A 23134-nucleotide genomic window follows, 5' to 3' on the forward strand; every position below is an offset into this window, starting at 1 on the left:
GTCCATGTCGGACAATTCAAATCCACACAACGCTGCTACTGCGCGCCGCTAACGTTTAAACTGCGCCTTTCCGAAGCATTTTGTCGCATTGCCGAAAGCCTCTGAAAAAGCCGGTTTTGCGCTATAAGAAGTTGTCGCTTGGCGGCAAGGCCGCGCTCAAATCAGTCCTTACAATCCTTCCATCGCTCGCCAGTCCCAGGCAGGCGTTCCTCTTCAGGAGACTCCGATGTCCGTTGAGCAAGTACCGGTGCAACGTGCCGATTTCGACCAGGTGATGGTCCCCAACTACGCTCCCGCAGCGTTCATTCCGGTACGCGGCCAGGGTTCCCGCGTGTGGGACCAGGCGGGGCGCGAGCTGATCGATTTCTCCGGCGGCATCGCGGTCAACGTACTGGGCCACGCCCACCCGGCGCTGGTCGGTGCACTGACCGAACAGGCCAACAAGCTGTGGCACGTCTCCAACGTATTCACCAACGAGCCTGCGCTGCGCCTGGCCAGGAAGCTGGTCGACGCCACCTTCGCCGAGCGCGTGTTCTTCTGTAACTCGGGCGCTGAGGCCAACGAAGCGGCCTTCAAGCTGGCCCGTCGCGTGGCTCACGATCTGTACGGCACCGAGAAGTACGAAATTGTCGCGGCGCTGAACAGCTTCCACGGTCGCACCCTGTTCACCGTGAGCGTGGGCGGCCAGCCGAAGTACTCCGACGGCTTCGGCCCGAAAATCACCGGCATCACCCACGTGCCTTACAACGATCTGGAAGCACTGAAGGCTGCGGTCAGCGACAAGACCTGCGCCGTGGTGCTGGAGCCGATCCAGGGCGAGGGCGGTGTGCTGCCAGCCGAGCTTGAATACCTGCAAGGCGCGCGCAAGCTGTGTGACGAGCACAACGCGCTGCTGGTGTTCGACGAAGTGCAGAGCGGCATGGGCCGTAGCGGCCATCTGTTCGCCTACATGCATTACGGCGTGACCCCGGACATCCTCTCCAGCGCCAAGAGCATCGGCGGCGGCTTCCCGATGGCGGCCATGCTGACCACCGAGAAACTGGCCAAGCACCTGGCTGTCGGCGTGCACGGCACCACCTACGGCGGCAACCCGCTGGCCTGCTCGGTGGGCGAGGCGGTCATCGACGTCATCAACACCCCCGAGGTGTTAGCTGGTGTTACTGCCAAGCACGAACTGTTCAAGGCGCGCCTCGAGAAGATCGGCCAGCAATATGGCGTGTTCAGCGAAGTGCGCGGCATGGGCCTGTTGATCGGTGCGGTACTGACTGACGCCTGGAAAGGCAAGGCGAAGGACTTCTTCAACGCTGCCGAACAGGAAAACCTGATGATCCTGCAGGCAGGTCCCGACGTTGTGCGCTTCGCGCCGAGCCTGGTGATCGAGGATGCCGACATCATCGAAGGCCTGGACCGTTTCGAGCGTGCCGTGGCGAAGTTGACCAAAGCCTGACCCGCGCCACACCACCTGTAGGAGCGCGCTTGCCCGCGACGCGATCTGCCTGTCACGCCTGTATCAGCTGATACATCGCGGTCGCGGGCAAGCGCGCTCCTACAGGGCGCTGTCGTAATGACGTTTTTTTCTGTTGCCGGATACCCGGCCCGATTTTTTCTCAAGGAGTGACACCATGCTGGTGATGCGCCCTGCGCAAATGGCTGATCTGAGCGAGGTTCAACGCCTGGCTGCGGACAGTCCGATTGGTGTCACGTCCCTGCCGGATGACGCTGGACGTCTGGGTGACAAGATCGCCGCTTCCGAAGCGTCGTTCGCCGCCGAGGTCAGTTTCAATGGCGAGGAAACCTATTTCTTCGTGCTCGAAGACACCGAATCCGGGCGTCTGGTGGGCTGTTCCGGAATCGTTGCCTCGGCCGGTTATTCCGAGCCGTTCTACAGTTTCCGCAACGAAACCTTCGTTCACGCCTCTCGCGAACTGAAGATCCACAACAAGATCCACGTGCTCTCCCAGTGCCATGACCTGACCGGCAACAGCCTGCTGACCAGCTTCTACGTGCTGCCCGAACTGGTGGGCACCTTGTGGTCGGAGCTCAACTCCCGTGCGCGCCTGCTGTTCGTGGCTGCTCACCCCGAGCGCTTCGCCGACTCGATCGTCACCGAGATCGTCGGCTACAGCGACGAAAACGGCGACTCGCCGTTCTGGGACGCCATCGGTCGCAACTTCTTCGACCTCAACTACGCCGAAGCCGAGCGTATCTGTGGGCTCAAGAGCCGCACGTTCCTCGCCGAACTGATGCCGCATTACCCGATCTACGTGCCGCTGCTGCCGGACGAAGCCCAGGAATCCATGGGCCAGGTCCACCCGCGCGCGCAGATCACCTTCGACATCCTGATGCGCGAAGGCTTCGAGACCGACCATTACATCGACATCTTCGACGGCGGGCCAACCCTGCATGCGCGCACCTCCGGCATTCGCTCGATTGCCCAGAGCCGCGTGGTGCCGGTGAAAGTCGACACCGTCGCCAGCGGCGATGCGGTGAAGGGCGGCCGTCCATACCTGGTCGCCAACAGCCAGTTGCAGGACTACCGCGCCGTGATGCTGGAACTGGACTGGGTACCTGGCAAGCCGGTGACCCTGAGCCTGGCTGCCGCCGAGGCGCTGGGTGTCGGTGAAGGTGCCAGCGTGCGCATCGTCGCGGTTTGACAGTTGAGTCATCGGCAACCCCTTGCGTTGCCGTGTCGCGGGTTAGAGTTCGCCGGTGCCCCACAGGAGCCGGCCTGAGGAGAAAGCATGATCGTTCGTCCCGTACGCAGCAGTGACCTACCGGCGCTGATCGATTTGGCGCGCAGCACAGGCGCAGGCCTGACTACGCTTCCGGCCAATGAAGAGCGTCTGGCGCACCGGGTCGGTTGGGCCGAAAAAACCTTCCGTGGCGAAGCCGAGCGGGGCGACACCGACTACCTGTTCGTCCTTGAAGACGACGACGGCCGCGTGGTCGGTATCTCGGCCATCGCCGGCGCGGTCGGTCTGCGCGAGCCCTGGTACAACTACCGGGTGGGCCTGACGGTCAGCGCCTCGCAAGAGTTGAACATCTATCGCGAGATCCCGACGCTGTTCCTGGCCAACGACCTGACCGGCAACTCCGAGCTGTGCTCGCTGTTCCTGCACGCCGATTTCCGCAACGGCCTCAACGGTCGCCTGCTGTCGAAGGCGCGGATGCTGTTCATCGCCGAATTCCCCGAGCTGTTCGGCGCGAAGATCATCGCCGAAATGCGCGGCATGTCCGACGAGCAGGGCCATTCGCCGTTCTGGGAAAGCCTGGGCCGGCACTTCTTCAAGATGGAGTTCAGCCAGGCCGATTACCTTACCGGTGTCGGCAACCGTGCGTTCATCGCCGAGTTGATGCCCAAGTTCCCGCTGTACAGCTGCTTCCTGTCCCAGGCGGCGCGGGACGTGATCGGTCGCGTGCACACCAGCACGGAACCTGCGCTGACCATGCTCAAGGCCGAAGGCTTCAGCTATCAGGGCTACGTCGACATCTTCGACGCAGGCCCTGCAATCGAATGTGAAACCGGCAAGATCCGCGCCGTGCGCGACAGCCAGGCGCTGGTGCTGGCGGTGGGCACGCCGGGCGATGACGCGACACCGTTTCTTATCCACAACCGCAAGCGCGAAGATTGCCGCGTGACTGCCGCCCCTGCGCGTTTCGCAGCGGGCACGCTGGTGGTCGATCCGAAAACCGCCAAGCGCCTGCGTCTGACGGCGGGCGATCAGGTGCGCGCGGTGCCTCTGTCGCCGGCTCGGGAGGGTGTGTAAATGACGACTTTGTATATCGCAGGCCAGTGGCAGGCCGGGCAGGGCGAGGCTTTTGAATCGCTGAACCCGGTCACCCAGCAGGTGATCTGGAAAGGCCAGGGTGCCAGCACGGCGCAGGTCGAGGCGGCGGTCAGCGCTGCACGTCAGGCGTTCCCGGCCTGGGCGACTCGCACGCTGGAAGAGCGCATCGTGGTGCTGGAAGCCTTTGCCGCCGCGCTGAAGAGCCGCGCCGATGAAATCGCCCGTTGCATCGGTGAGGAAACCGGTAAACCGCTGTGGGAATCGGCGACGGAAGTGACCAGCATGGTCAACAAGGTCGCGATCTCGATTCAGAGTTATCGCGAGCGCACCGGCGAGAAGAGCGGCCCGCTGGGCGACGCCAACGCCGTGTTGCGCCACAAGCCTCACGGCGTAGTCGCGGTATTCGGCCCGTACAACTTTCCGGGGCACCTGCCTAACGGGCACATCGTCCCGGCGCTGCTGGCCGGTAACGCGGTGGTGTTCAAGCCCAGCGAGCTGACACCGAAAGTCGCCGAGCTGACGGTGCAATGCTGGTTCGAAGCCGGTCTGCCGTCCGGTGTGCTGAACCTGGTGCAGGGCGCTCGGGAAACCGGTATCGCGCTGGCGGCCAACGTCGGTATCGACGGCCTGTTCTTCACCGGCTCAAGCCGCACCGGCAACTCGCTGCATCAGCAATTCGCCGGGCGGCCGGACAAGATTCTTGCCCTGGAAATGGGCGGCAACAACCCGCTGGTGGTGGATCAGGTCGCGGATGTCGATGCGGCGGTCTACACCGTGATTCAATCCGCGTTCATTTCCGCAGGCCAGCGCTGCACCTGCGCTCGCCGCCTGTTGGTGCCGCAAGGTGCGTGGGGCGATGCGTTCATGGCGCGGCTGGTTGAGGTGACGTCGACCATTCAGGTCGGTGCGTTCGATCAGCAGCCGGCGCCGTTCATGGGCTCGGTGATTTCCCTGCGTGCCGCCCAGGCGCTGCTCGAAGCCCAGGAGCACCTGCTGGCCAATGGCGCCGTGGCGCTGCTGGAAATGGCCCAGCCCGACAGCAATGCGGCCTTGCTGACGCCGGGTATCCTGGACGTGAGTGACGTAGCCGAGCGTCCCGACGAGGAACTGTTCGGCCCCTTGCTGCAAGTGATTCGCTATGCGGATTTTGCTGCGGCCATCGACGAAGCCAACAACACCCAGTACGGGCTGGCGGCCGGCCTGCTGTCGGATTCGCAGGAACGCTATCAACAGTTCTGGCTGCAAAGCCGGGCGGGCATCGTCAACTGGAACAAGCAATTGACCGGCGCTGCGAGTACCGCACCGTTCGGCGGCGTCGGCGCTTCGGGCAACCATCGCGCCAGTGCGTATTACGCCGCGGATTATTGCGCGTACCCGGTGGCGTCGCTGGAGAGCGGGACGCTGGCGCTGCCAGCAAGCCTGACCCCCGGCATCACCCTGAAATAAGACTGTAGGAGCGCGCTTGCCCGCGACCGCGTAGTGTCAGTCGACACCTCGTTTGCGGACAGAGAGCCGTCGCGGGCAAGCGCGCTCCTACAGGTGTGCAGCGCATGAAGAATGTGCATATAAAAACAGATCCACGGAGCCTCACCGATGAAATCCTGTGAAGTCAACTTTGACGGTCTAGTGGGGCCAACCCATAACTACGGCGGATTGTCCTACGGCAACGTCGCGTCCCAGAGCAATTGCCAGCAGTCCTCGAACCCGCGGGAAGCGGCGTTGCAGGGCCTGGCGAAGATGAAAGCGCTGATGGAAATGGGCTTCACCCAGGGCGTGCTGGCGCCGCAGGAGCGTCCGGACATCGCCGGCCTGCGCAAGCTGGGCTTCGGTGGCACTGACGCCCAGGTCATCGAGCGCGCTGCAAAAGAATCCATGCCGTTGCTGGTCGCCAGTTGCTCGGCGTCGAGCATGTGGGTGGCCAACGCCGCCACTGTCAGCCCCAGCGCCGACACCGCCGACGGCCGCGTGCATTTCACCGCCGCCAACCTGAACTGCAAATACCACCGCAGCATCGAGCACCCGACCACCAGTCGCGTACTGGGCGCCATGTTCGCCGACCAGCAGCATTTCGCCCACCACGCCGCCCTGCCTGCCGTCGCCCAGTTCGGCGATGAAGGCGCGGCCAACCACACGCGCTTCTGCCGCAGTTACGGCGAGGCAGGGGTGGAGTTTTTCGTGTTCGGTCGCGCGGCCTTCGACACCCGTTTCCCGGCGCCGCAGAAATACCCGGCGCGCCAGACTCTGGAAGCCTCGCAAGCCGTCGCCCGCCTGCACGGCCTGAGCGATGAGGGCGTGGTCTTTGCCCAGCAGAACCCGGCCGTGATCGATCAGGGCGTGTTTCACAACGACGTGATCGCCGTGGGCAATGGCGAGGTGCTGTTCTATCACGAGGACGCCTTCCTCAATACCGAGCACATGCTCAGCGAGCTGCACGACAAGCTGAATCGTCGCGGCGGCCGCTTCCAGGCGATCTGCGTGCCGCGCACCGAAGTGGCGGTCGATGATGCGGTGCGCTCGTACCTGTTCAACAGCCAGTTGCTGTCTCGCGCAGACGGTTCGATGCTGCTGATCGTGCCGGAAGAGTGCCGCAGCAACGAGCGGGTGTGGAATTACCTGCAACGTCTGATCGCTGACGAGAGCCCGATCCGCGAGGTGAAGGTCTTCGACCTCAAGCAAAGCATGCAGAACGGCGGCGGCCCGGCGTGCCTGCGTTTGCGCGTGGCGCTCAACGAAACTGAACTGGCAGCGGTCAACCCAGGGGTTATCATGACCGCGCCGTTGTATGACACCCTCACGCAGTGGGTCGACAAGCATTACCGTGACCGCCTGAGCGAAAGCGATCTGGCCGATCCGCAGTTGCTGACCGAATGTCGTACGGCGCTGGATGAACTGACTCAGCACCTTAAGCTGGGCGCGGTCTATCCTTTCCAAATCAATTGATGCACCAGGGGCGTCGCTGCTCCTGCCTTATAGAGAGAATTTCTGCATGACCGACGCGCTGCGTTTGATCCTTGAAGACACCGATGGCACCCAGCTGGAAACCTCCTGCACCCGTTTTGCCGTGATCTGGCAGGGCAAAGAGGTGTGGATTCAGCAGGATGGCCGCGGTCAGTTGCTGATCGGCGTGGACGTCGAGGAAGGCGATACCGAATACGCCAACCTGCTGTTGCGCCCGATGGCCACCAACCTGGTCAGCCTGCAGCTGGAAATGGAAGCGGCCGACGTCGGCGAAGATGAAGAAGACGGTCACGTCCACGGCCCTGATTGCAATCACTAAGAGGTAATCGGCCTTATGCTCGCCCTCGGCAAACTGCTTGAACTGACCCTGGCGGGTCGTGAACCCGCAGAAAAGACTCAACTGACCGTCGAAGGCGTGCGTATGCGCTGGCTGGCCGAGGGGGCGCTGGAAGTGCGCCCTCCAGAGGCCAAGGACAATGGCACCGACCTGCTGTTGTCCGCGGGTATCCATGGCAATGAAACCGCGCCGATCGAGCTGCTCGACGAGCTGATTCATGCCATTGCCCGAGGCGAACTCAAGCCTCGGGCGCGTATTCTGTTCCTGTTCGGCAACCCCGAGGCGATGCGTCGCGGCGAGCGTTATGTCGAGCACGACATCAACCGGCTGTTCAATGGCCGTCATGAACAAGGCAGCGGCGCCGAGGCCATGCGTGCCTGTGAGCTGGAGCGCCTGGCTGCGAGTTTCTTCAGCGTGCCGGACCGCTACCGCCTGCACTACGACCTGCACACGGCCATTCGCGGCTCGAAGATCGAACAGTTCGCGCTCTACCCCTGGAAAGAGGGGCGCCAGCATTCGCGCCGCGAGCTGATCCGCCTGCACCGCGCCGGGATGGAGGCCGTGCTGTTGCAGAACAAGCCGTCCATCGTGTTCAGCGCCTACACCTACGAGAAGCTCGATGCAGAAGCCTTTACGCTGGAGCTGGGCAAGGCGCGGCCGTTCGGGCAGAACCAGAGCGTGAACCTGACGCCGTTGAAGCTCTGCCTTGAACACCTGATTCGCGGCACCGAGCCACTGGTGGGCGATCAGATCGACGGGTTGAAGCTGTTCAGCGTGGCGCGAGAGATCATCAAGCACAGCGACGCCTTCCGCCTGCACCTTCCGGCGGACATCGAGAACTTCACCAGGCTGGACAAGGGGTTCGTGCTGGCCGAGGACCTGGCCGATTCACGCTGGGTGGTAGAGGAGGAGGGCGCCCGCATCATCTTCCCCAACCCGAAGGTCAAGAACGGCCTGCGTGCCGGGATTCTCATCGTGCCGACTACGGATGAGCAGTTGGGGTAGCTGACCCGGCTCGTAGGAGCGCGCTTGGTCTGGGCCGCATTCGGACGACTGCGGTGTGTCAATCACGAATACCTGGCTGACACACCGCTATCGCGGGCAAGCGCGCTCCTACAATGGCGATTCCGGGCTTGCGTGAATCAGCCCACAGCCTTCTGCGACTCACCCAGACGCCGCACCGCACGCAGCTTGGTCAGCGTATCTGCGCAAGTCTTCGCCGCTTCCTGGCCCTTGTGCACGAAGTGGTTGAAGAAGTAGTTGTGATGCTCTTCGCCGCCGTGGAAGTGGTGCGGGGTCAGGACCACCGAGAACACCGGCACTTCGGTTTCCAGCTGGACCTGCATCAGCGCGCTGATGACTGACTGCGCGACGAACTCGTGGCGGTAGATGCCGCCGTCAACCACCAGGCCCGCGGCCACGACGCCGGCGTATTGACCGGTCTTGGCCAGCAGCTTGGCGTGCAGCGGGATTTCGAAGGCGCCGCCCACTTCATAGAAATCGATGTCGGATTCGGCATAGCCATGGTTGGCCATCTCGGCGACGAAGCCCTTGCGCGCCTGATCGACGATATCTTTGTGCCAGCAAGCTTGAATGAAAGCGATGCGCTCGTGAGCGTGAATTGCGGTGGGTTGCATCTGTTCTGACTCCTGTTTAATTAAAAAACAGGGCGTTTGGATCGAAGGGGATGCCAGGGTACGGTCGCAAGCGGCCCGGCAAAAAAATGCCCTTGACCCGGCTGCGAGACGATCCTGTGGTGCCAATCCCGTTCTCTCTTCATCCGGACTATGACCGTCGGCCCCGGGATCAAACCGGGTCTGCTGACCTCGTTCAGGACCGAAACCCCGACCGAGCGCTCGCGGGCTAGGTGCTTTGCGCGCCATTACCGCCGGTGGGGAATCGCACCCCGCCCTGAGAACGTTGCCGACGGCATATTTCGTCGGCGTGCAGTTTGTAACACAGATTTTCAGAATGTGCATGGAGCCTTTTGGATGGTTTTCATCAGGTTTTCTTATAAGCAGGCCTTGGCTTTGCCGCGCGAAGACTTGATTATCAAGGGTCCAGGCCTCAGAACTGAGGTTCGACACACTTTTCAGGGAGCTTCATCGTGACGGTAATCGATCTGCGCAGCGACACAGTGACCCAGCCCACCGCCGGCATGCGCGAGGCCATGGCCAGCGCGCCCCTGGGCGATGACGTGTATGGCGAAGACCCGACGGTCAACCAGCTGGAATCCTGGCTGGCGCAGCGTCTGGGTTTCGCAGCGGCGCTGTTCGTTCCCACCGGCACCATGAGCAACCTGCTGGGCCTGATGGCCCACTGCGAGCGCGGCGAGGAATACATTGTGGGCCAGCAGGCCCACACCTATAAATACGAAGGCGGTGGCGCGGCAGTGCTGGGTTCGATTCAGCCCCAGCCGCTGGATAACCAGCCTGATGGTTCCCTGGACCTGAATCAGGTGGTCGCGGCCATCAAGGCCGATGACTTCCATTTCGCCCGGACCCGCTTGCTGGCGCTGGAAAACACCATGCAGGGCAAGGTCCTGTCGCTGGACTACCTGGCCGCAGCGCGCAAACTGACCACTGAAAAGGGCCTGAGCCTGCATCTTGACGGCGCGCGCCTGTACAACGCCTCGGTCAAGCTGGGCGTGGATGCCCGCGAGATCACCCGGCATTTCGATTCGGTATCGGTTTGCCTCTCCAAAGGCCTGGGCGCACCCATCGGCTCGGTGCTGTGCGGTTCCAGTGAGTTCATCGCAAAGGCTCGCCGTTTGCGCAAGATGGTCGGCGGTGGCATGCGCCAGGCCGGTCTGATCGCGGCGGCGGGGCTGTATGCGCTGGAGCATCAGGTCCAGCGCCTGGCAGACGATCACGCCAATGCCGCGTTCCTGGGCAAGGCTCTGTCGGAGCTGGGCTTCACCGTCGAGCCGGTTCAGACCAACATGGTGTATGTGCAGATCGGTGAGCGGGCCGACCAGCTCAAGGCGTTTTGCGCCGAGCGCGGCATCGTCCTGAGCGCGGCGTCGCGGCTGCGCATGGTCACGCACCTGGACGTGTCTGGCGCGCAAATGGAGCAGGTGGTTGCAGCATTTGCCGAATTCGGCGCGCAATAATCGACCGATAATCCAATTGGTTGCTTCTATCGTACAAAGACGCTGTACCGTGGAAGCAACGCCTATATAATGCGGCCCTTTGCCGTCGCTACGTCGAATGACGTTATGCATTTGCCTCTGGCCGCAGTTCCCGTGGAAGAACCTATGAAAAGCGCAGAAATCCGTGAAGCCTTCCTGAGCTTCTTCGAAGAGCAGGGCCACACCCGTGTAGCCTCCAGCTCCTTGATTCCGGGCAACGACCCGACCCTGCTGTTCACCAACGCAGGCATGAACCAGTTCAAGGACTGCTTCCTGGGCCAGGAAAAACGAGCCTACACCCGTGCCGTCAGCAGCCAGAAGTGCGTGCGCGCCGGCGGCAAGCACAACGACCTGGAAAACGTCGGGTACACCGCGCGTCACCACACCTTCTTCGAAATGCTGGGCAACTTCAGCTTCGGTGACTACTTCAAGCGCGATGCGATCACCTTCGCCTGGACCTTCCTGACCGGCGTCCTGAAACTGCCGAAAGACAAGCTCTGGGTCACCGTCTACGCCACCGACGACGAAGCCTACGACATCTGGACCAGGGAAATCGGCGTACCGGCCGAGCGCATGGTCCGTATCGGCGACAACAAGGGCGCGCCGTACGCTTCCGACAACTTCTGGACCATGGGCGATACCGGCCCGTGCGGTCCTTGCACCGAGATCTTCTACGATCACGGCGCCGACATCTGGGGTGGGCCGCCGGGCTCGCCCGAAGAGGACGGCGACCGTTACATCGAGATCTGGAACAACGTCTTCATGCAGTTCAACCGCACCGCCGACGGCGTGCTGCACCCGCTGCCAGCGCCGTCGGTCGACACCGGCATGGGCCTTGAGCGGATCAGCGCCGTGCTGCAGCACGTGCACTCGAACTATGAGATCGACCTGTTCCAGAGCCTGCTGGCCGCTGCCGCCAAGGCCATCGGTTGCACCAATGACGCCCAGCCTTCGCTGAAAGTCGTGGCCGACCACATCCGTTCCTGCGGCTTCCTGATTGCCGATGGCGTGCTGCCATCCAACGAAGGCCGTGGCTACGTACTGCGTCGCATCATCCGTCGCGCTTGCCGTCACGGTAACAAGCTGGGTGCCAAGGGCAGCTTCTTCTACCAGATCGTCGCGGCGCTGGTTGCCGAGATGGGCGAAGCCTTCCCGGAACTCACTTCCCAGCAGGCGCACATCGAGCGCGTACTCAAGGCTGAAGAAGAGCAGTTCGCCAAGACCCTGGAGCAGGGCCTGAAAATCCTCGAGCAGGACCTGGCCGAGCTCAAGGGCACCGTGGTGCCGGGCGAAGTGGTGTTCAAGCTGTACGACACCTATGGCTTCCCGATGGACCTGACCGGCGACATCGCCCGCGAACGCAACCTGACCCTCGATGAGGAAGGCTTCGAGCGCGAGATGGACGCCCAGCGTGAGCGCGCCCGCTCCGCCAGCGCCTTCGGTATGGACTACAACAGCCTGGTCAAGGTTGACGTGGCCACCGAGTTCACCGGTTACAAGGCCACCAACGGTGACGCCAGGGTCGTGGCTATCTATAAGGATGGCGAGTCGGTCCAGCAACTGAACGAAGGCGAGGAGGGCGTGGTGATCCTCGATCGCACGCCGTTCTACGCAGAATCCGGTGGCCAGATTGGCGACTGCGGTTTCCTCCAGGCTGGCGCTGCGCGTTTCGACGTGCGCGACACCACCAAGACCGGCGGCGCGTTCCTGCACCACGGCGTGCAGGTGTCCGGCAGCCTGTCGGTAGGCGCTGCACTGCAGACTGAGGTCGCTGCTGATGTGCGTCAGGCCACGTCCCTGAACCACTCGGCCACCCACCTGCTGCACGCGGCATTGCGTCAGGTCCTGGGCGATCACGTCCAACAGAAAGGCTCGTTGGTCGACAGTCAGCGCCTGCGCTTTGACTTCAGCCACTTCGAGGCGATCAAGCCCGAGCAGATCAAGGCCCTGGAAGACATCGTCAACGCCGAAGTGCGCAAGAACACTGCGGTCGAAACCGAAGAAACCGACATCGACACCGCCAAGAAGAAAGGCGCCATGGCGCTGTTTGGCGAGAAGTACGGCGACAGCGTTCGCGTACTGAGCATGGGCGGTGATTTCTCCGTCGAGCTGTGCGGCGGGATTCACGCCAACCGCACTGGCGACATCGCGCTGTTCAAGATCGTCAGCGAAGGCGGCGTCGCTGCCGGCGTGCGTCGTATCGAAGCGGTCACCGGCGCCGTGGCGCTGGCGTACCTGAACGGTGCCGAAGAACAACTGAAGGAAGCCGCGAGCCTGGTCAAAGGCAACCGCGACAACCTGCTGGACAAGCTGTCGGCTGTCCTGGAACGCAATCGCTTGCTGGAAAAACAACTGGAACAACTGCAGGCCAAGGCGGCCAGCGCTGCGGGCGACGATCTGTCTGCCGCTGCGGTGGACGTCAAGGGCGCCAAGGTCCTCGCTGCCCGTCTCGACGGTCAGGATGGCAAGGCGCTGCTGGCCCTGGTTGACCAGTTGAAGAACAAACTCGGCCGCGCAGTGATCCTGCTCGGCGGTGTGCATGAGGAAAAGGTCGTGTTGGTGGCTGGCGTCACCAAGGACCTGACTGGCCAACTCAAAGCCGGTGATTTGATGAAGCAAGCGGCTGCTGCCGTTGGCGGTAAAGGCGGTGGTCGTCCTGATATGGCGCAAGGCGGCGGTGTCGATGCCGCAGGCCTGGACGCAGCGCTCGCGCTGGCGGTTCCGTTCGCCGATCAGGGACTGTAACAAACCCTTGGTCGACCCACTGCGGCCTGCCTGCCGGCAGGTCGCAGCGCTTGGTGGTTTGAATGTTTAACGGGCGCCCTTCACGGGCTGAGGCGGCTTTGAGATGGCTTTAATCGTACAGAAATTTGGCGGCACCTCCGTGGGCTCGGTAGAGCGCATCGAGCAGGTGGCCGACAAGATCAAGAAATTCCGCGAGGCGGGTGATGATCTGGTGGTCGTGCTGTCGGCCATGAGCGGCGAAACCAATCGCCTGATCGACCTGGCCAAGCAGATCAGCGATCAACCGGTCCCGCGCGAGCTGGACGTGATCGTTTCCACCGGCGAGCAGGTGACCATCGCCTTGCTGGCCATGGCGCTGATCAAGCGTGGCGTGCCTGCGGTGTCCTACACCGGCAACCAGGTGCGCATCCTGACCGACAACGCGCACAACAAGGCGCGTATCCTGCAGATCGACGATCAGAAAATTCGCGCTGACCTCAAGGAAGGTCGCGTGGTTGTCGTCGCCGGCTTCCAGGGCGTCGACGAGAGCGGCAACATCACGACCCTGGGTCGTGGCGGTTCCGACACCACGGGCGTTGCCCTGGCGGCGGCCCTCAAGGCCGACGAGTGCCAGATCTACACCGACGTCGATGGCGTGTACACCACTGACCCGCGCGTAGTGCCACAAGCACAGCGCCTGGAGAAGATCACCTTCGAAGAGATGCTGGAAATGGCCAGTCTCGGTTCCAAGGTCCTGCAGATCCGTTCGGTGGAATTCGCCGGCAAGTACAACGTCCCGCTGCGCGTGCTGCACAGCTTCAAGGAGGGTCCAGGTACCCTCATTACCATTGATGAAGAGGAATCCATGGAACAGCCGATCATTTCTGGCATCGCCTTCAACCGTGACGAGGCCAAGCTGACCATTCGTGGTGTCCCGGATACTCCAGGCGTTGCCTTCAAGATCCTCGGCCCGATCAGCGCCGCCAACATCGAAGTCGACATGATCGTGCAAAATGTTGCGCACGATAACACCACCGACTTCACCTTCACCGTGCACCGCAACGAGTACGACCAGGCCCTGGCCGTGCTGAACAAGACCGCCAGCGAAATCGGTGCCCGTGAAGTGATCGGCGACACCAAGATCGCCAAGGTTTCGATCGTTGGCGTCGGCATGCGCTCCCACGCAGGCGTTGCCAGCCGCATGTTCGAAGCGCTGGCCAAGGAAAGCATCAACATCCAGATGATCTCCACCTCCGAAATCAAGGTTTCGGTGGTGATCGAAGAGAAGTACCTGGAGCTGGCCGTGCGCGCCCTGCACACTGCCTTTGAACTCGACGCGCCTCGCCAGGGCGAGTGAGCGTTGACCGAAAGGCGCGGTGAATACCGCGCCTTTCGTGTTTCTGAACGGCGCGATAAAACTGTTTTTTTTCCGCCGCTAGTCAATACTCAAGGCTGACCGGGCTGCTGGTACAGGTTCCGGACGATGCCTTTTGGTTGTGCAGACTGTAGTCCCTGAATGTAGATTGAGGAGATAGGCATGCTGATTTTGACCCGTCGGTGCGCGGAGAGCCTGATTATTGGTGACGGTGAGATCACCGTAACCGTGCTCGGCGTTAAAGGTAATCAGGTACGAATTGGCGTCAATGCGCCCAAGGAAGTGGCTGTTCACCGTGAAGAGATCTACGAGCGCATCAAGAAAGAGAAGGGCCAGGAACCAAGCCATTAATTTTTATTGAATTTTTGGTTTGCAAACGGGGAAAAGGGTGGTTATTATACGCCCCGTGTTGCGGAGAGCTGGCCGAGTGGCCGAAGGCGCTCCCCTGCTAAGGGAGTACACCTCAAAAGGGTGTCGGGGGTTCGAATCCCCCGTTCTCCGCCATTATTTGCGTAGTACGTTGTAATCTGGCTTCTTCGGTAAGTTGTTGAATTTACTAGAAAAAGTGGTTGACAAGCAGATTCAACGGCCTATAATGCGCGGCAACAAATGCACTCGTAGCTCAGCTGGATAGAGTACTCGGCTACGAACCGAGCGGTCACAGGTTCGAATCCTGTCGAGTGCACCATTTAAGCGTTGTTTGTAGTGATACAGATAACTGCTTTAAGAAAGAGCCTGGCTTCAACAGGTCTTCGGAAGCACCACTCACTTCCAGAAGTAAAATGCAGTAACCAGTGGTGATCTGGTTTAACAAGCGCCACTTGCACTCGTAGCTCAGCTGGATAGAGTACTCGGCTACGAACCGAGCGGTCACAGGTTCGAATCCTGTCGAGTGCACCATAAATCAGAAGGCCCGCATGAAAATGCGGGCCTTTTGTCTTTCTAGCGTTCCTGCTTCTGAATCCTGCCCTTCACGCAGCCGTGTTCATCGAATGACACCTGCCGGCTTTTGCCTTTTTTCTCCTCGTATACATACTTCACCTCGCCGTTGCGGCTCACGACCTTGTCCGGTCTGCCCAGCAGGCTTTCCACATCGCGTCTGGTCATGCCGGCAGGTGTCTGGTAGTTGATGATCGCCTTGCGCCGCTGTTCAGCACCCAGCACGTTGCCGCAGCCGTCGTCCCGCTGGCCGACGATCACCAGTTCGTGGCTGCTGCCAGTCTTGGCATCTGGCGCAGGCGGAGCAGGGCTGGGTGCTATCGTTCCCGGTGGGGCGTTGTAAGCCTGGTGCAACTGCATGTCATGGCCGGGCGGACAGCCCAGGGTGGTGAAGGTGAGATTGCCGCTTTCATCGGTGCAGCGCTGCACGCTGTTTGCCCATGTAGGCACGGGAATGAAAAACAGGGCAGCAATAATGGCTTTTCGAAGGTCCAATGGCACAGGCGCGTCCTCCTTGACGGGGTCAGCGCAGCCTAGCCAGATGATTATTCGGGAGCGAGCGTGTTTTCTTCACCGGATGTGACGTCGCAGGATAGAGAGACTCATCCCGCGGTCAGCATTGCGTTGCAAGCGCTTGTTCCGTGTTGAATTTTTAACATGCAGCCTCGACAAGCGGTGTATGATTGCGCCCGTCAGCCCCGCCGGGGCTTGTGGAATACCTCCATGGACTTACCCAGTAGCAACTTAAATCCAAGCTGTACCAATCAAGAATCGACTGATTGATCTTCCGGCGTGTTCCACTGCTGGGAGTGGAGTTCGCCTATGACTGAAATCGAAGTAAAAAAGACGCAGGAAAGCCTGCAGGATCGCCTTGCGCAAGTGGTCGATCTGCTGCAGCGCCAGCGTGTCGTCGAAGATCTGACCCATCGCCAGGAAGGTCAGCATCAGGATCGCGTCGAAAACCTGGTTCACCGGCAAAACCTGGTCGAGCTGCAGCGCAAGCTCGATGACCTGCACTCCGCCGACGTCGCCTACATTCTTGAAGCCCTGCCTGTTGAGGACCGCCTGACGGTCTGGCAACTGGTCAAGGCCGAGCGCGACGGCGACATCCTTCTGGAAGTATCCGACTCCGTCCGTGAAACCCTGATCGCCGACATGGACGATCACGAGCTGCTCGCAGCCGCCAAGGAGATGGACGCTGACGAACTGGCCGACCTTGCGCCTGAACTGCCTCGCGACGTCGTGCATGAATTGATGGAAGCGCTGGACACCCAGCAGCGCGAGCGCGTGCGTTCGGCCCTGTCCTACGATGAGGAACAGGTCGGCGCGCTGATGGACTTCGAGATGGTCACCATCCGCGAGGACGTCAGCCTGGAAGTGGTCTTGCGTTATCTGCGCCGCCTCAAGGAGCTGCCAAGCCACACCGACAAACTGTTCGTGGTCGATTACGACGGCGTGCTCAAGGGTGTGCTGCCGATCAAGCGCCTTCTGGTCAATGACCCGGAGAAACAGGTGTCGGAAGTCATGGCCGACGATCCGGTCAGCTTTCACCCTGATGGCGACGCCTACGAGGCCGCCCAGGCGTTCGAACGTTACGACCTGATTTCTTCGCCGGTGGTGGACAAGAACGGCAAGCTGATCGGCCGTCTGACCATCGATGAAATGGTCGACCTGATTCGCGAAGAGAGCGAGACCGAAGTCCTCAACATGGCCGGTCTGCGGGAAGAGGAAGACATCTTCGCCTCGGTCTGGCGTTCGCTGCGCAACCGCTGGTCCTGGCTTGCGGTGAACCTCATCACGGCCTTCCTCGCATCCCGCGTGATCGGCCTGTTCGAAGGCTCCATCGAGAAGCTGGTGGCGCTCGCGGCCCTGATGCCGATCGTGGCCGGTATCGGCGGCAACTCGGGCAACCAGACCATCACCATGATCGTTCGCGCCATGGCGCTGGACCAGGTCAGCACCGGCAACGGCAACACCTCGCGCCTGATGCGCAAGGAGCTGGGCGTTGCGCTGGTCAATGGCTTGTTGTGGGGCGGGGTGATCGGCGTCGTGGCCTACCTGCTGTACCACAGCTGGTCGCTGGGCGTGGTGATGACCGCCGCGATGACGCTGAACCTGCTGCTGGCGGCGTTCATGGGGGTGCTGATCCCGATGACCCTGGCGCGGTTGGGGCGCGACCCGGCCATGGGTTCCAGTGTGATGATCACTGCAATGACCGACAGTGGCGGCTTCTTCATCTTTCTGGGGCTGGCCACGCTGTTCCTGCTCTAGTCCGCGCAAGCAAACAAAAAACCGCCCTGGGAGGCGGTTTTTGTTTTTTCATGGCAGCGTGCAGTGCATTTATGACGGGCATGAAAAAGCCAGCGCCAGGCTGGCTTTCGGGAGAGCAAGGGCGACTTATTCGTCGTCGTTTGCCAGGCTTGTGTCGTGGGCAATCAACGACACCAAGGCGTTTTGCTGACGATGAGCCAATTGGCGGAAACGCTGCAGCAGCTCACGCTCGTGCAGAGACAGCTCCGGGCTGTCCAGACGCAGGCTTGGCTCGTCGCCCAGTGCGCCTTCCTGAATCAGACTTTGCTCAAGACGCGCAATGATTTCCGAGTTCATGCTGCGGTGATGCTGCTTGGCGACTTCCGCAATACGCTCGCGCATGCCTTCCGGGAGGCGGACAACGAACTTGTCAGCTGTGCGACTGGAATAATTGGCCTGTTTCATAGGGCTCATATATTTAACCGATTTAGTTCAAAGGGGCAGGCGGTTCTGCATTCAGCCGCGTGATGTCATCGTCTGACTGTCATTTTGGCGAAATGTTCAACCAGCCAACATAAAGGTCCGCCATCATGCCTCAATACGTCGGATCCTTGGCGTCAAATCTGTGACAATATTGAACTAGATAAAGGCGTTTAGCCAGCACCAATTATCAGAAATGCGTTCTGGTTTGCAAAGTTCCCGGTTGCCACATTCCAGGCGATAACCGCCGTAGACGCGGCTTTGCGCCATGATGGCTATCTGTCTTCAGAGTAGAAGCGTCTGGGTCAAAATACGAGCACAGGCTCAAGAAAGAGACGAAGGGTCTTCGGGCGGGGCAGGCGGGTGCGTAGGGCGCGGGTGTAGGAAAGCAGCTCAGATCGAGTTGAAAAAAGCGTAGCAGATGGCAGCGCCGTGGATCACGGCTTGGCCTGGCGCAGTACAGGGTCGAACTTGATCCGGCGTCCCACGATCAACGCCATCATGAACAGGCAGGCGAACAGTCCTGCTGAAACCTTGGCGATAGTGCCCAGGGTGTCCATCGATGTCGGGAGCAATTGATCCGTCGCGATGGCCATGATGCTCAGAATCAAGAAGGACAATGCTGCTTTGGACATGGCGGTTCTCGTAGTCGTAGTCAGTGAAAAGCAGGCAAATCCGCTTCAGCTGGTAAAAAATCAGAACACCCAGCGTTCGGAGCGGTCGACAGGAATAGCTTCATCGGTATCGTTGGCCAGCATGGCGTCGGAATGCTGGCTTGGCATTGCAGCGTAGCGAGGCGCCTGCTTGATCAGATAATGAGGCTGTGCCTGAACGGCGACTGTCTCGGTCTTGCTGCCAGCATCGTGGAAGTGAAAGGCCACCAGAGCGACCAGGGCCGCAGCATTCAACAGCGAGAGAGTCATGTTCATGTCGGTTACCTTCGCTTGGAATTGATTTTGAAGGGGATTTGCACGAACAGGAGTAATGCAGCCTGCATGCCAGCTTTTTAGTGAAAAAATAATCAATAAAATCAATGGTTTACGAATGAATTTGCGCGGGTTTGGATTGCACTTTGCAATGATATCAATGTGGTGCATTGCAAATTGCATGATGATGCTCGGGCGGGGGCGTCCGTGGGAAAGAGGCTACAGCTTGAAATGACAATGACGACATGACAAAACAAAGGCTTACCGTTAACATGCTCGCCGTCCCGCTGACGCCGACAGGCATGCTCAGCGGTTCGGTCGGCATGTTTCAGGCTACAGACGTTACGTCCTCTTAGTTCAACGGATAGAACGAGCCCCTCCTAAGGGCTAGATGCAGGTTCGATTCCTGCAGGGGACATATCCTTTTCTTCGCAATTCCCCCTCCACGACACCTGCGCTCGGCCTGGCGCCTTGACGTCGCGTCTGCACAAAACACCCACTCCATCCTGTAGCAGCACGGCTTGCCGGCGGGGACGTATTCACGATCGCCGACGCCGGCAAGCCGGACTGCTACGGGTATGGCTGACCTCGATCCTGTGGGAGCCGCCTTGGTGGCGAAGGCGATTTTGAGATCGCCCCCGCCGGCAAGCCGTGCTGCTACGGGAGGCCAAGGGTTTTTTTCTTGTGGCGGTAATGCTTCACAGGCGGTGAGTCATGGCCACCACCGACGCCTTCACGTCGTTACCAGACATGCATCCCTCGCGCTTTTCTGGCTTAAATGCCCGGCAGCTGTGACCACCTGCGACCTACCCCAAAACCCGCCACTGGACTGACCCTCTATGAGCACTCCGCTGCAAGGCGCTGCGCGCGCCCATGAAGCTGCGAGACCTCAACTCGGTATCTTGTTGTGCCTGCTGTCGATGCTGATTTTTGCCGCCCAGGACGGGATCACCAAGGTGCTGGTCAGGGACTTGCCCATCATGCAGCTGGTGATGGTGCGCTACTGGGTGTTCCTGCTGTTCGCCATTGCCTACTGCACCTATCGTGGCGGTGTAAGAAACGCCAGCCGGAGCCGTCATCCTTTTCTGCAAATCATCCGGGCCTTGCTCGGGGTAGGGGATATCGTGCTGTTCGGCATCGGCTTGCGTTACCTGGGGCTGGCGGAGATGCATGCGTTGTATGCGGTGTTCCCCTTGATGACGCTGGGGTTGGCCGGGTTGTTTCTCAAGGAGTACATCGGGCTGCGACGCTGGCTCGCGGCGGGTGTGGGTTTTCTCGGTACGGTGGTGATCCTGCGGCCGGGTACCGGGGTGTTCGAGCTGGCTGCGTTGATTCCGCTGATCTCGGCCCTGGGTTTCGCGTTTTTCGGCGTGTTGACCCGGCGCATCAGCCAGGACGACTCTTTCGCGACCAACATGCTGTACATGGGCGTAATCGGTGCAATTGCCGTGACGGTGCTGGGGTTGCCGTTGTGGGTGACGCCAACGGGGACGGAGTGGGTGCTGCTGGGGATTCTGTCGATGACCGGCGTGGTGGCTCAGCTCTTGTTGCTTCAGGCGTTACGCTACGCCACGGCATCGACCCTGCAGCCATTCAACTATTCGCTGCTGTTGTTTGCCACGCTGATCGGCCTGTTGGTTTTTGGCGAATTGCCGGATAACTGGACCATCATCGGCGCGTGCCTGGTGATTGCCGGTGGGTTGTATGCGGCCAAGGTGAAGAGCTAAGCCGATAGCCATAACCACGAAAATCTATCGAGGTCATATAATTTTCACATCGTAGCCGCTATAGTGGCCACCGTTGTTGGGGAGTAGCCTGCTCAGGCCTTGGTCATGAGCGTTCGTGTCAACATTCTCGGCTTCATGCCGTGGCGCGAACACCTTTCGGTTGGCGAGACCAGCGATGCATCCATGCCTAAAGTCGGGCGTGTGGTTGCGTCGTTGTCTCTATAGCCCGACTGGAAGTACACCGTGAATCCCATTTCCCTGATTTTCCTCGCCCTGGCCATGTCCACGGACGCCTTCGCGGCGGCCATCGGCAAAGGCTCCAGCCTGCACAAACCACGTTTCAGCGAAGCGCTGCGCACCGGCCTGATCTTTGGTGTGATCGAAGCCATTACTCCGGTTGTGGGTTGGGGTATCGGTCAAGTGGCCACTCAGTACGTCGAGAACTGGGACCACTGGATCGCCTTTACGCTGTTGCTGATCCTGGGCCTGCACATGATCTACAACGGCATCAAGCACGATGACGAAGAGGAGGAAAAACCCGACTCCCATTCCTTCGTGATTCTGGCGATCACCGCGTTTGCCACCAGCATCGATGCGCTGGCGGTGGGCGTGGGCCTGGCCTTCGTCAACGTGAACATCCTGGTGGCGGCCGGTGCCATCGGCCTTGCGACCACGGTCATGGTCACCCTGGGCGTGATGCTGGGTCGGGTGCTTGGCACAGTGGTCGGCAAGCGCGCCGAAATCGTCGGCGGTATTGTGCTGATGCTGGTGGGCTCGACGATTCTCTACGAACACCTGAGCGCCTGAGCCAGCCCTGACATCGCTCCCGCCGGCAAGCCGTGCTGCTACGGGAGCGTGGGGTTTTGCGGGAGGGAAGCGGTGCCAGGGGAGGGCACCGCTCTTGGGGCTGTTACTCTTTGACGTCCATGAACTCTTCGGCCCATGCCACGTAGTTTTCAGGCAAGGTGTAGGTGTGGGTCAGTTCGGTGGCGCTGAGGTTTTCGGTGCTGTGGGTGACCTGGCGCTGGGCGCGCAGGCAGTCGTAGGTGGCCTTGATCGAGGCGAAGTACGCCGCGTGGCCGGCGACGATGATGCGCACACCCAGCTTGGCCAGACGTTCGAAGTCGTTGAGCTTCGGGTTGCCGTAGGTCACCAGCATCAGCGGGACGGTGAGCTTGGCCGACACCTGCTCCAGGTGTTCGAAGTCCTTGATGCCGACGATGCAGATGCCATCCGCGCCAGCCTTTTCGTAGGCCTGGGTGCGTTCGATCAGGTCTTGCACCGACAGCACGTTGGCGTTGGTGCGGGCAATGATTGCCAGTTCCGGATCGCAGCGCGCTTCCAGGGCCGCCTTGACCTTGCCGATGCCTTCTTCGATGGAAATCAGGTCCGTTGACTTGCGCCCGAACTGCGCTGGCAGCAGGGTGTCCTCGATGGTCAGCGCCGCAACCCCTGCGCGCTCCAGTTCTTCGACGGTGCGCATGACGTTCAGCGCGTTGCCATAACCGTGGTCGGCGTCCGCCAGGAACGGCAGTTGCGCAACGCGACCGATGCGGGTGGCCTGCTCGACGAATTCGCTCAAGGTAATGAGGGCGAAGTCCGGGGCGGCCAGCACCTGCAACGAGGCGACCGAACCACCGAGAATGCCGACTTCGAAGCCCAGGTCAGCGGCAATGCGCGCAGACATCGGGTCGAAAACGGAGGCGGTGTCGAAGCACTTGTTGGAGGCGAGAAGCTCGCGGAAATTACGGCGCAGCGCGGTGTGGGACATTCTGGACATGACGTTTCCTGTACTGGCGATCATCGTTGACGCCATTTCATATGCTCATAGGTGCGGCGAGACTATCACGCCTGTAAACCCTGGGTTATGTCGTTTGGGAATGGGGTATGCGCACCGCACATGATGCCGAGGATATGGCCGCTGAATCGTTATTTCTTGCACTGTTTCGGGGCGTTTTGCCGACAATTTCCAGCTGCCTATCAAAAAATAAAACCAGCCGCCCGACGTTCGGGAAGCTGGTTGGGATGGCCGCCGGTTTCGGTCAGGCCAGGGTGACTTCGGCATTGATGTTGCCGCGGGTCGCCTTGGAATACGGGCAGGCCTGGTGCGCCGCTTCCACGACCTTCTGCGCGGTTTCACGATCCAGCCCTGGCAGGCTGACCTTGAGACGGGCCTGGATCAGGTAGCCGCCTTCGTTGGTGCCCAGGTCGACTTCGGCATCGACGCTGGTGTCTGCGGGCATGGCCACTTTCATCTTCTGCGTGACCACGCCGATGGCGCCGATGAAGCAGGCCGACCAGCCCGCCGCGAACAGTTGCTCGGGGTTGGTGCCGTCGCCCTTGGCGCCCGGAGAAGACAGCTTGATGTTCAGGCGATTGTCGTCGCTCGCGGCAGCGCCGTCGCGTCCGCCATCGGTGTGGACCCTGGCGGTGTACAGCACTTTGTCCAGATTTTTGCTCATGATGTGCCCCTATTAGTAGTGCCTTGTGCCATTCAATG

At 60.8% G+C, this 23134-nt stretch carries 21 protein-coding genes, 4 tRNA genes and 2 riboswitches; of the genes, 18 read left to right on the forward strand and 7 right to left on the reverse strand.

From position 1 onward, the window contains the following. Nucleotides 1–226 precede the first annotated feature (226 nt). From ACIPOO_RS23265 to astE, 7 genes are all read left to right on the forward strand, one after another. Nucleotides 227–1447, forward strand: coding sequence for an aspartate aminotransferase family protein (locus tag ACIPOO_RS23265; protein ID WP_400610103.1), 1221 nt, complete (start codon nt 227–229; stop codon nt 1445–1447). Between the two features lie 175 nt (nt 1448–1622). Next, nucleotides 1623–2654 carry an arginine/ornithine succinyltransferase subunit alpha gene (gene aruF / locus ACIPOO_RS23270; RefSeq protein ID WP_274134523.1) on the forward strand — a complete coding sequence of 344 codons (1032 nt, stop codon included), beginning with the start codon at nt 1623–1625 and terminating at the stop codon, nt 2652–2654. 87 nt (nt 2655–2741) lie between these two features. Then, complete coding sequence (astA, locus tag ACIPOO_RS23275; RefSeq protein WP_274134524.1) at nt 2742–3767, forward strand: arginine N-succinyltransferase; 1026 nt, start codon at nt 2742–2744, stop codon at nt 3765–3767. Continuing rightward, nucleotides 3768–5234: a succinylglutamate-semialdehyde dehydrogenase gene (gene astD / locus ACIPOO_RS23280; protein ID WP_400610106.1), complete on the forward strand. Its 1467-nt coding sequence runs from the start codon at nt 3768–3770 to the stop codon at nt 5232–5234. Nucleotides 5235–5381: 147 nt separating this feature from the next. Beyond that, nucleotides 5382–6728: an N-succinylarginine dihydrolase gene (astB, locus tag ACIPOO_RS23285; RefSeq protein ID WP_274134527.1), complete on the forward strand. Its 1347-nt coding sequence runs from the start codon at nt 5382–5384 to the stop codon at nt 6726–6728. A 46-nt stretch (nt 6729–6774) separates the two neighbouring features. Continuing rightward, complete coding sequence (locus tag ACIPOO_RS23290; RefSeq protein WP_274134528.1) at nt 6775–7065, forward strand: topoisomerase II; 291 nt, start codon at nt 6775–6777, stop codon at nt 7063–7065. 15 nt (nt 7066–7080) lie between these two features. Beyond that, nucleotides 7081–8088, forward strand: coding sequence for a succinylglutamate desuccinylase (astE, locus tag ACIPOO_RS23295; RefSeq protein WP_274134530.1), 1008 nt, complete (start codon nt 7081–7083; stop codon nt 8086–8088). A 137-nt stretch (nt 8089–8225) separates the two neighbouring features. Here the strand turns inward: astE and ACIPOO_RS23300 are convergent, their stop codons facing one another. Further along, on the reverse strand, nt 8226–8720 hold the full coding sequence (locus tag ACIPOO_RS23300) for a 6,7-dimethyl-8-ribityllumazine synthase (protein ID WP_274134532.1): 495 nt from the start codon (nt 8718–8720) through the stop codon (nt 8226–8228). Nucleotides 8721–8846: 126 nt separating this feature from the next. Next, nucleotides 8847–9006: riboswitch (FMN riboswitch) on the reverse strand. A gap of 184 nt (nt 9007–9190) precedes the next feature. On the opposite strand from ACIPOO_RS23300, the gene ltaE reads away from it, so the two are divergent. The 7 genes from ltaE to ACIPOO_RS23335 all read left to right on the forward strand — a co-directional run bounded on the left by ltaE (nt 9191) and on the right by ACIPOO_RS23335 (nt 15212). Then, the gene (ltaE, locus tag ACIPOO_RS23305) at nt 9191–10195 is read left to right on the forward strand and encodes a low-specificity L-threonine aldolase (protein WP_400610109.1); all 1005 of its coding nucleotides are present in this window, start codon (nt 9191–9193) and stop codon (nt 10193–10195) included. A gap of 144 nt (nt 10196–10339) precedes the next feature. Beyond that, nucleotides 10340–12958, forward strand: a complete 2619-nt coding sequence (gene alaS / locus ACIPOO_RS23310) for an alanine--tRNA ligase (protein ID WP_274134535.1) — start codon at nt 10340–10342, stop codon at nt 12956–12958. 103 nt (nt 12959–13061) lie between these two features. Beyond that, on the forward strand, nt 13062–14294 hold the full coding sequence (locus tag ACIPOO_RS23315) for an aspartate kinase (RefSeq protein ID WP_274134536.1): 1233 nt from the start codon (nt 13062–13064) through the stop codon (nt 14292–14294). 180 nt (nt 14295–14474) lie between these two features. Next, complete coding sequence (gene csrA / locus ACIPOO_RS23320) at nt 14475–14663, forward strand: carbon storage regulator CsrA (protein WP_274134538.1); 189 nt, start codon at nt 14475–14477, stop codon at nt 14661–14663. 62 nt (nt 14664–14725) lie between these two features. Continuing rightward, nucleotides 14726–14816, forward strand: a tRNA-Ser gene (locus ACIPOO_RS23325). 107 nt (nt 14817–14923) lie between these two features. Then, a tRNA-Arg gene (locus tag ACIPOO_RS23330) sits at nt 14924–15000 on the forward strand. Nucleotides 15001–15135: 135 nt separating this feature from the next. Next, nucleotides 15136–15212, forward strand: a tRNA-Arg gene (locus ACIPOO_RS23335). 42 nt (nt 15213–15254) lie between these two features. Here ACIPOO_RS23335 and ACIPOO_RS23340 read toward each other — a convergent pair. Beyond that, on the reverse strand, nt 15255–15746 hold the full coding sequence (locus ACIPOO_RS23340; RefSeq protein WP_400610140.1) for a cell envelope protein SmpA: 492 nt from the start codon (nt 15744–15746) through the stop codon (nt 15255–15257). Between the two features lie 327 nt (nt 15747–16073). Between ACIPOO_RS23340 and mgtE the strand changes: the two genes are divergently transcribed. Then, complete coding sequence (gene mgtE / locus ACIPOO_RS23345; protein ID WP_274134539.1) at nt 16074–17522, forward strand: magnesium transporter; 1449 nt, start codon at nt 16074–16076, stop codon at nt 17520–17522. Between the two features lie 126 nt (nt 17523–17648). On the opposite strand, the gene ACIPOO_RS23350 is transcribed toward mgtE, so the two are convergent. The 3 genes from ACIPOO_RS23350 to ACIPOO_RS23360 all read right to left on the reverse strand — a co-directional run bounded on the left by ACIPOO_RS23350 (nt 17649) and on the right by ACIPOO_RS23360 (nt 18910). Then, on the reverse strand, nt 17649–17975 hold the full coding sequence (locus ACIPOO_RS23350; protein WP_093464019.1) for an Arc family DNA-binding protein: 327 nt from the start codon (nt 17973–17975) through the stop codon (nt 17649–17651). A 443-nt stretch (nt 17976–18418) separates the two neighbouring features. Then, entirely contained in the window at nt 18419–18616 is a 198-nt protein-coding gene (locus ACIPOO_RS23355; RefSeq protein ID WP_400610112.1) for a PA3371 family protein, read from the reverse strand. Nucleotides 18617–18676: 60 nt separating this feature from the next. Continuing rightward, nucleotides 18677–18910: a hypothetical protein gene (locus tag ACIPOO_RS23360; protein WP_274134553.1), complete on the reverse strand. Its 234-nt coding sequence runs from the start codon at nt 18908–18910 to the stop codon at nt 18677–18679. Between the two features lie 343 nt (nt 18911–19253). On the opposite strand from ACIPOO_RS23360, the gene ACIPOO_RS23365 reads away from it, so the two are divergent. The 3 genes from ACIPOO_RS23365 to mntP all read left to right on the forward strand — a co-directional run bounded on the left by ACIPOO_RS23365 (nt 19254) and on the right by mntP (nt 21441). Further along, nucleotides 19254–19325: transfer RNA gene (locus tag ACIPOO_RS23365), tRNA-Arg, on the forward strand. Between the two features lie 421 nt (nt 19326–19746). Beyond that, on the forward strand, nt 19747–20634 hold the full coding sequence (locus tag ACIPOO_RS23370; protein WP_274134542.1) for a DMT family transporter: 888 nt from the start codon (nt 19747–19749) through the stop codon (nt 20632–20634). A 66-nt stretch (nt 20635–20700) separates the two neighbouring features. Beyond that, a riboswitch (yybP-ykoY riboswitch) is annotated at nt 20701–20872 on the forward strand. 5 nt (nt 20873–20877) lie between these two features. Next, the gene (gene mntP, locus ACIPOO_RS23375; RefSeq protein WP_400610114.1) at nt 20878–21441 is read left to right on the forward strand and encodes a manganese efflux pump MntP; all 564 of its coding nucleotides are present in this window, start codon (nt 20878–20880) and stop codon (nt 21439–21441) included. 103 nt (nt 21442–21544) lie between these two features. Here the strand turns inward: mntP and ACIPOO_RS23380 are convergent, their stop codons facing one another. Together ACIPOO_RS23380 and ACIPOO_RS23385 are read right to left on the reverse strand one after the other, a co-directional pair. Beyond that, nucleotides 21545–22414, reverse strand: a complete 870-nt coding sequence (locus ACIPOO_RS23380; RefSeq protein WP_400610116.1) for an oxaloacetate decarboxylase — start codon at nt 22412–22414, stop codon at nt 21545–21547. 262 nt (nt 22415–22676) lie between these two features. Further along, nucleotides 22677–23096, reverse strand: coding sequence for an organic hydroperoxide resistance protein (locus ACIPOO_RS23385; protein WP_400610118.1), 420 nt, complete (start codon nt 23094–23096; stop codon nt 22677–22679). Nucleotides 23097–23134 lie beyond the last annotated feature (38 nt).

The sequence above is a fragment of the Pseudomonas sp. NPDC090201 genome, assembly GCF_044746825.1.
Classification (GTDB): Bacteria; Pseudomonadota; Gammaproteobacteria; order Pseudomonadales; family Pseudomonadaceae; genus Aquipseudomonas; species Aquipseudomonas putida_AD.

Excerpts from the sequence above, each read along its gene's own strand:
- ACIPOO_RS23265 (WP_400610103.1), top strand. The coding sequence starts at position 227 with ATGTCCGTTGAGCAAGTACCGGTGCAACGTGCCGATTTCGACCAGGTG.
- aruF (WP_274134523.1), top strand. The coding sequence starts at position 1,623 with ATGCTGGTGATGCGCCCTGCGCAAATGGCTGATCTGAGCGAGGTTCAA.
- astA (WP_274134524.1), top strand. The coding sequence starts at position 2,742 with ATGATCGTTCGTCCCGTACGCAGCAGTGACCTACCGGCGCTGATCGAT.
- astD (WP_400610106.1), top strand. The coding sequence starts at position 3,768 with ATGACGACTTTGTATATCGCAGGCCAGTGGCAGGCCGGGCAGGGCGAG.
- astB (WP_274134527.1), top strand. The coding sequence starts at position 5,382 with ATGAAATCCTGTGAAGTCAACTTTGACGGTCTAGTGGGGCCAACCCAT.
- ACIPOO_RS23290 (WP_274134528.1), top strand. The coding sequence starts at position 6,775 with ATGACCGACGCGCTGCGTTTGATCCTTGAAGACACCGATGGCACCCAG.
- astE (WP_274134530.1), top strand. The coding sequence starts at position 7,081 with ATGCTCGCCCTCGGCAAACTGCTTGAACTGACCCTGGCGGGTCGTGAA.
- ACIPOO_RS23300 (WP_274134532.1), bottom strand. The coding sequence starts at position 8,720 with ATGCAACCCACCGCAATTCACGCTCACGAGCGCATCGCTTTCATTCAA.
- alaS (WP_274134535.1), top strand. The coding sequence starts at position 10,340 with ATGAAAAGCGCAGAAATCCGTGAAGCCTTCCTGAGCTTCTTCGAAGAG.
- ACIPOO_RS23315 (WP_274134536.1), top strand. The coding sequence starts at position 13,062 with ATGGCTTTAATCGTACAGAAATTTGGCGGCACCTCCGTGGGCTCGGTA.
- csrA (WP_274134538.1), top strand. The coding sequence starts at position 14,475 with ATGCTGATTTTGACCCGTCGGTGCGCGGAGAGCCTGATTATTGGTGAC.
- mgtE (WP_274134539.1), top strand. The coding sequence starts at position 16,074 with ATGACTGAAATCGAAGTAAAAAAGACGCAGGAAAGCCTGCAGGATCGC.
- ACIPOO_RS23350 (WP_093464019.1), bottom strand. The coding sequence starts at position 17,975 with ATGAGCCCTATGAAACAGGCCAATTATTCCAGTCGCACAGCTGACAAG.
- ACIPOO_RS23355 (WP_400610112.1), bottom strand. The coding sequence starts at position 18,616 with ATGTCCAAAGCAGCATTGTCCTTCTTGATTCTGAGCATCATGGCCATC.
- ACIPOO_RS23360 (WP_274134553.1), bottom strand. The coding sequence starts at position 18,910 with ATGAACATGACTCTCTCGCTGTTGAATGCTGCGGCCCTGGTCGCTCTG.
- ACIPOO_RS23370 (WP_274134542.1), top strand. The coding sequence starts at position 19,747 with ATGAGCACTCCGCTGCAAGGCGCTGCGCGCGCCCATGAAGCTGCGAGA.
- ACIPOO_RS23380 (WP_400610116.1), bottom strand. The coding sequence starts at position 22,414 with ATGTCCAGAATGTCCCACACCGCGCTGCGCCGTAATTTCCGCGAGCTT.
- ACIPOO_RS23385 (WP_400610118.1), bottom strand. The coding sequence starts at position 23,096 with ATGAGCAAAAATCTGGACAAAGTGCTGTACACCGCCAGGGTCCACACC.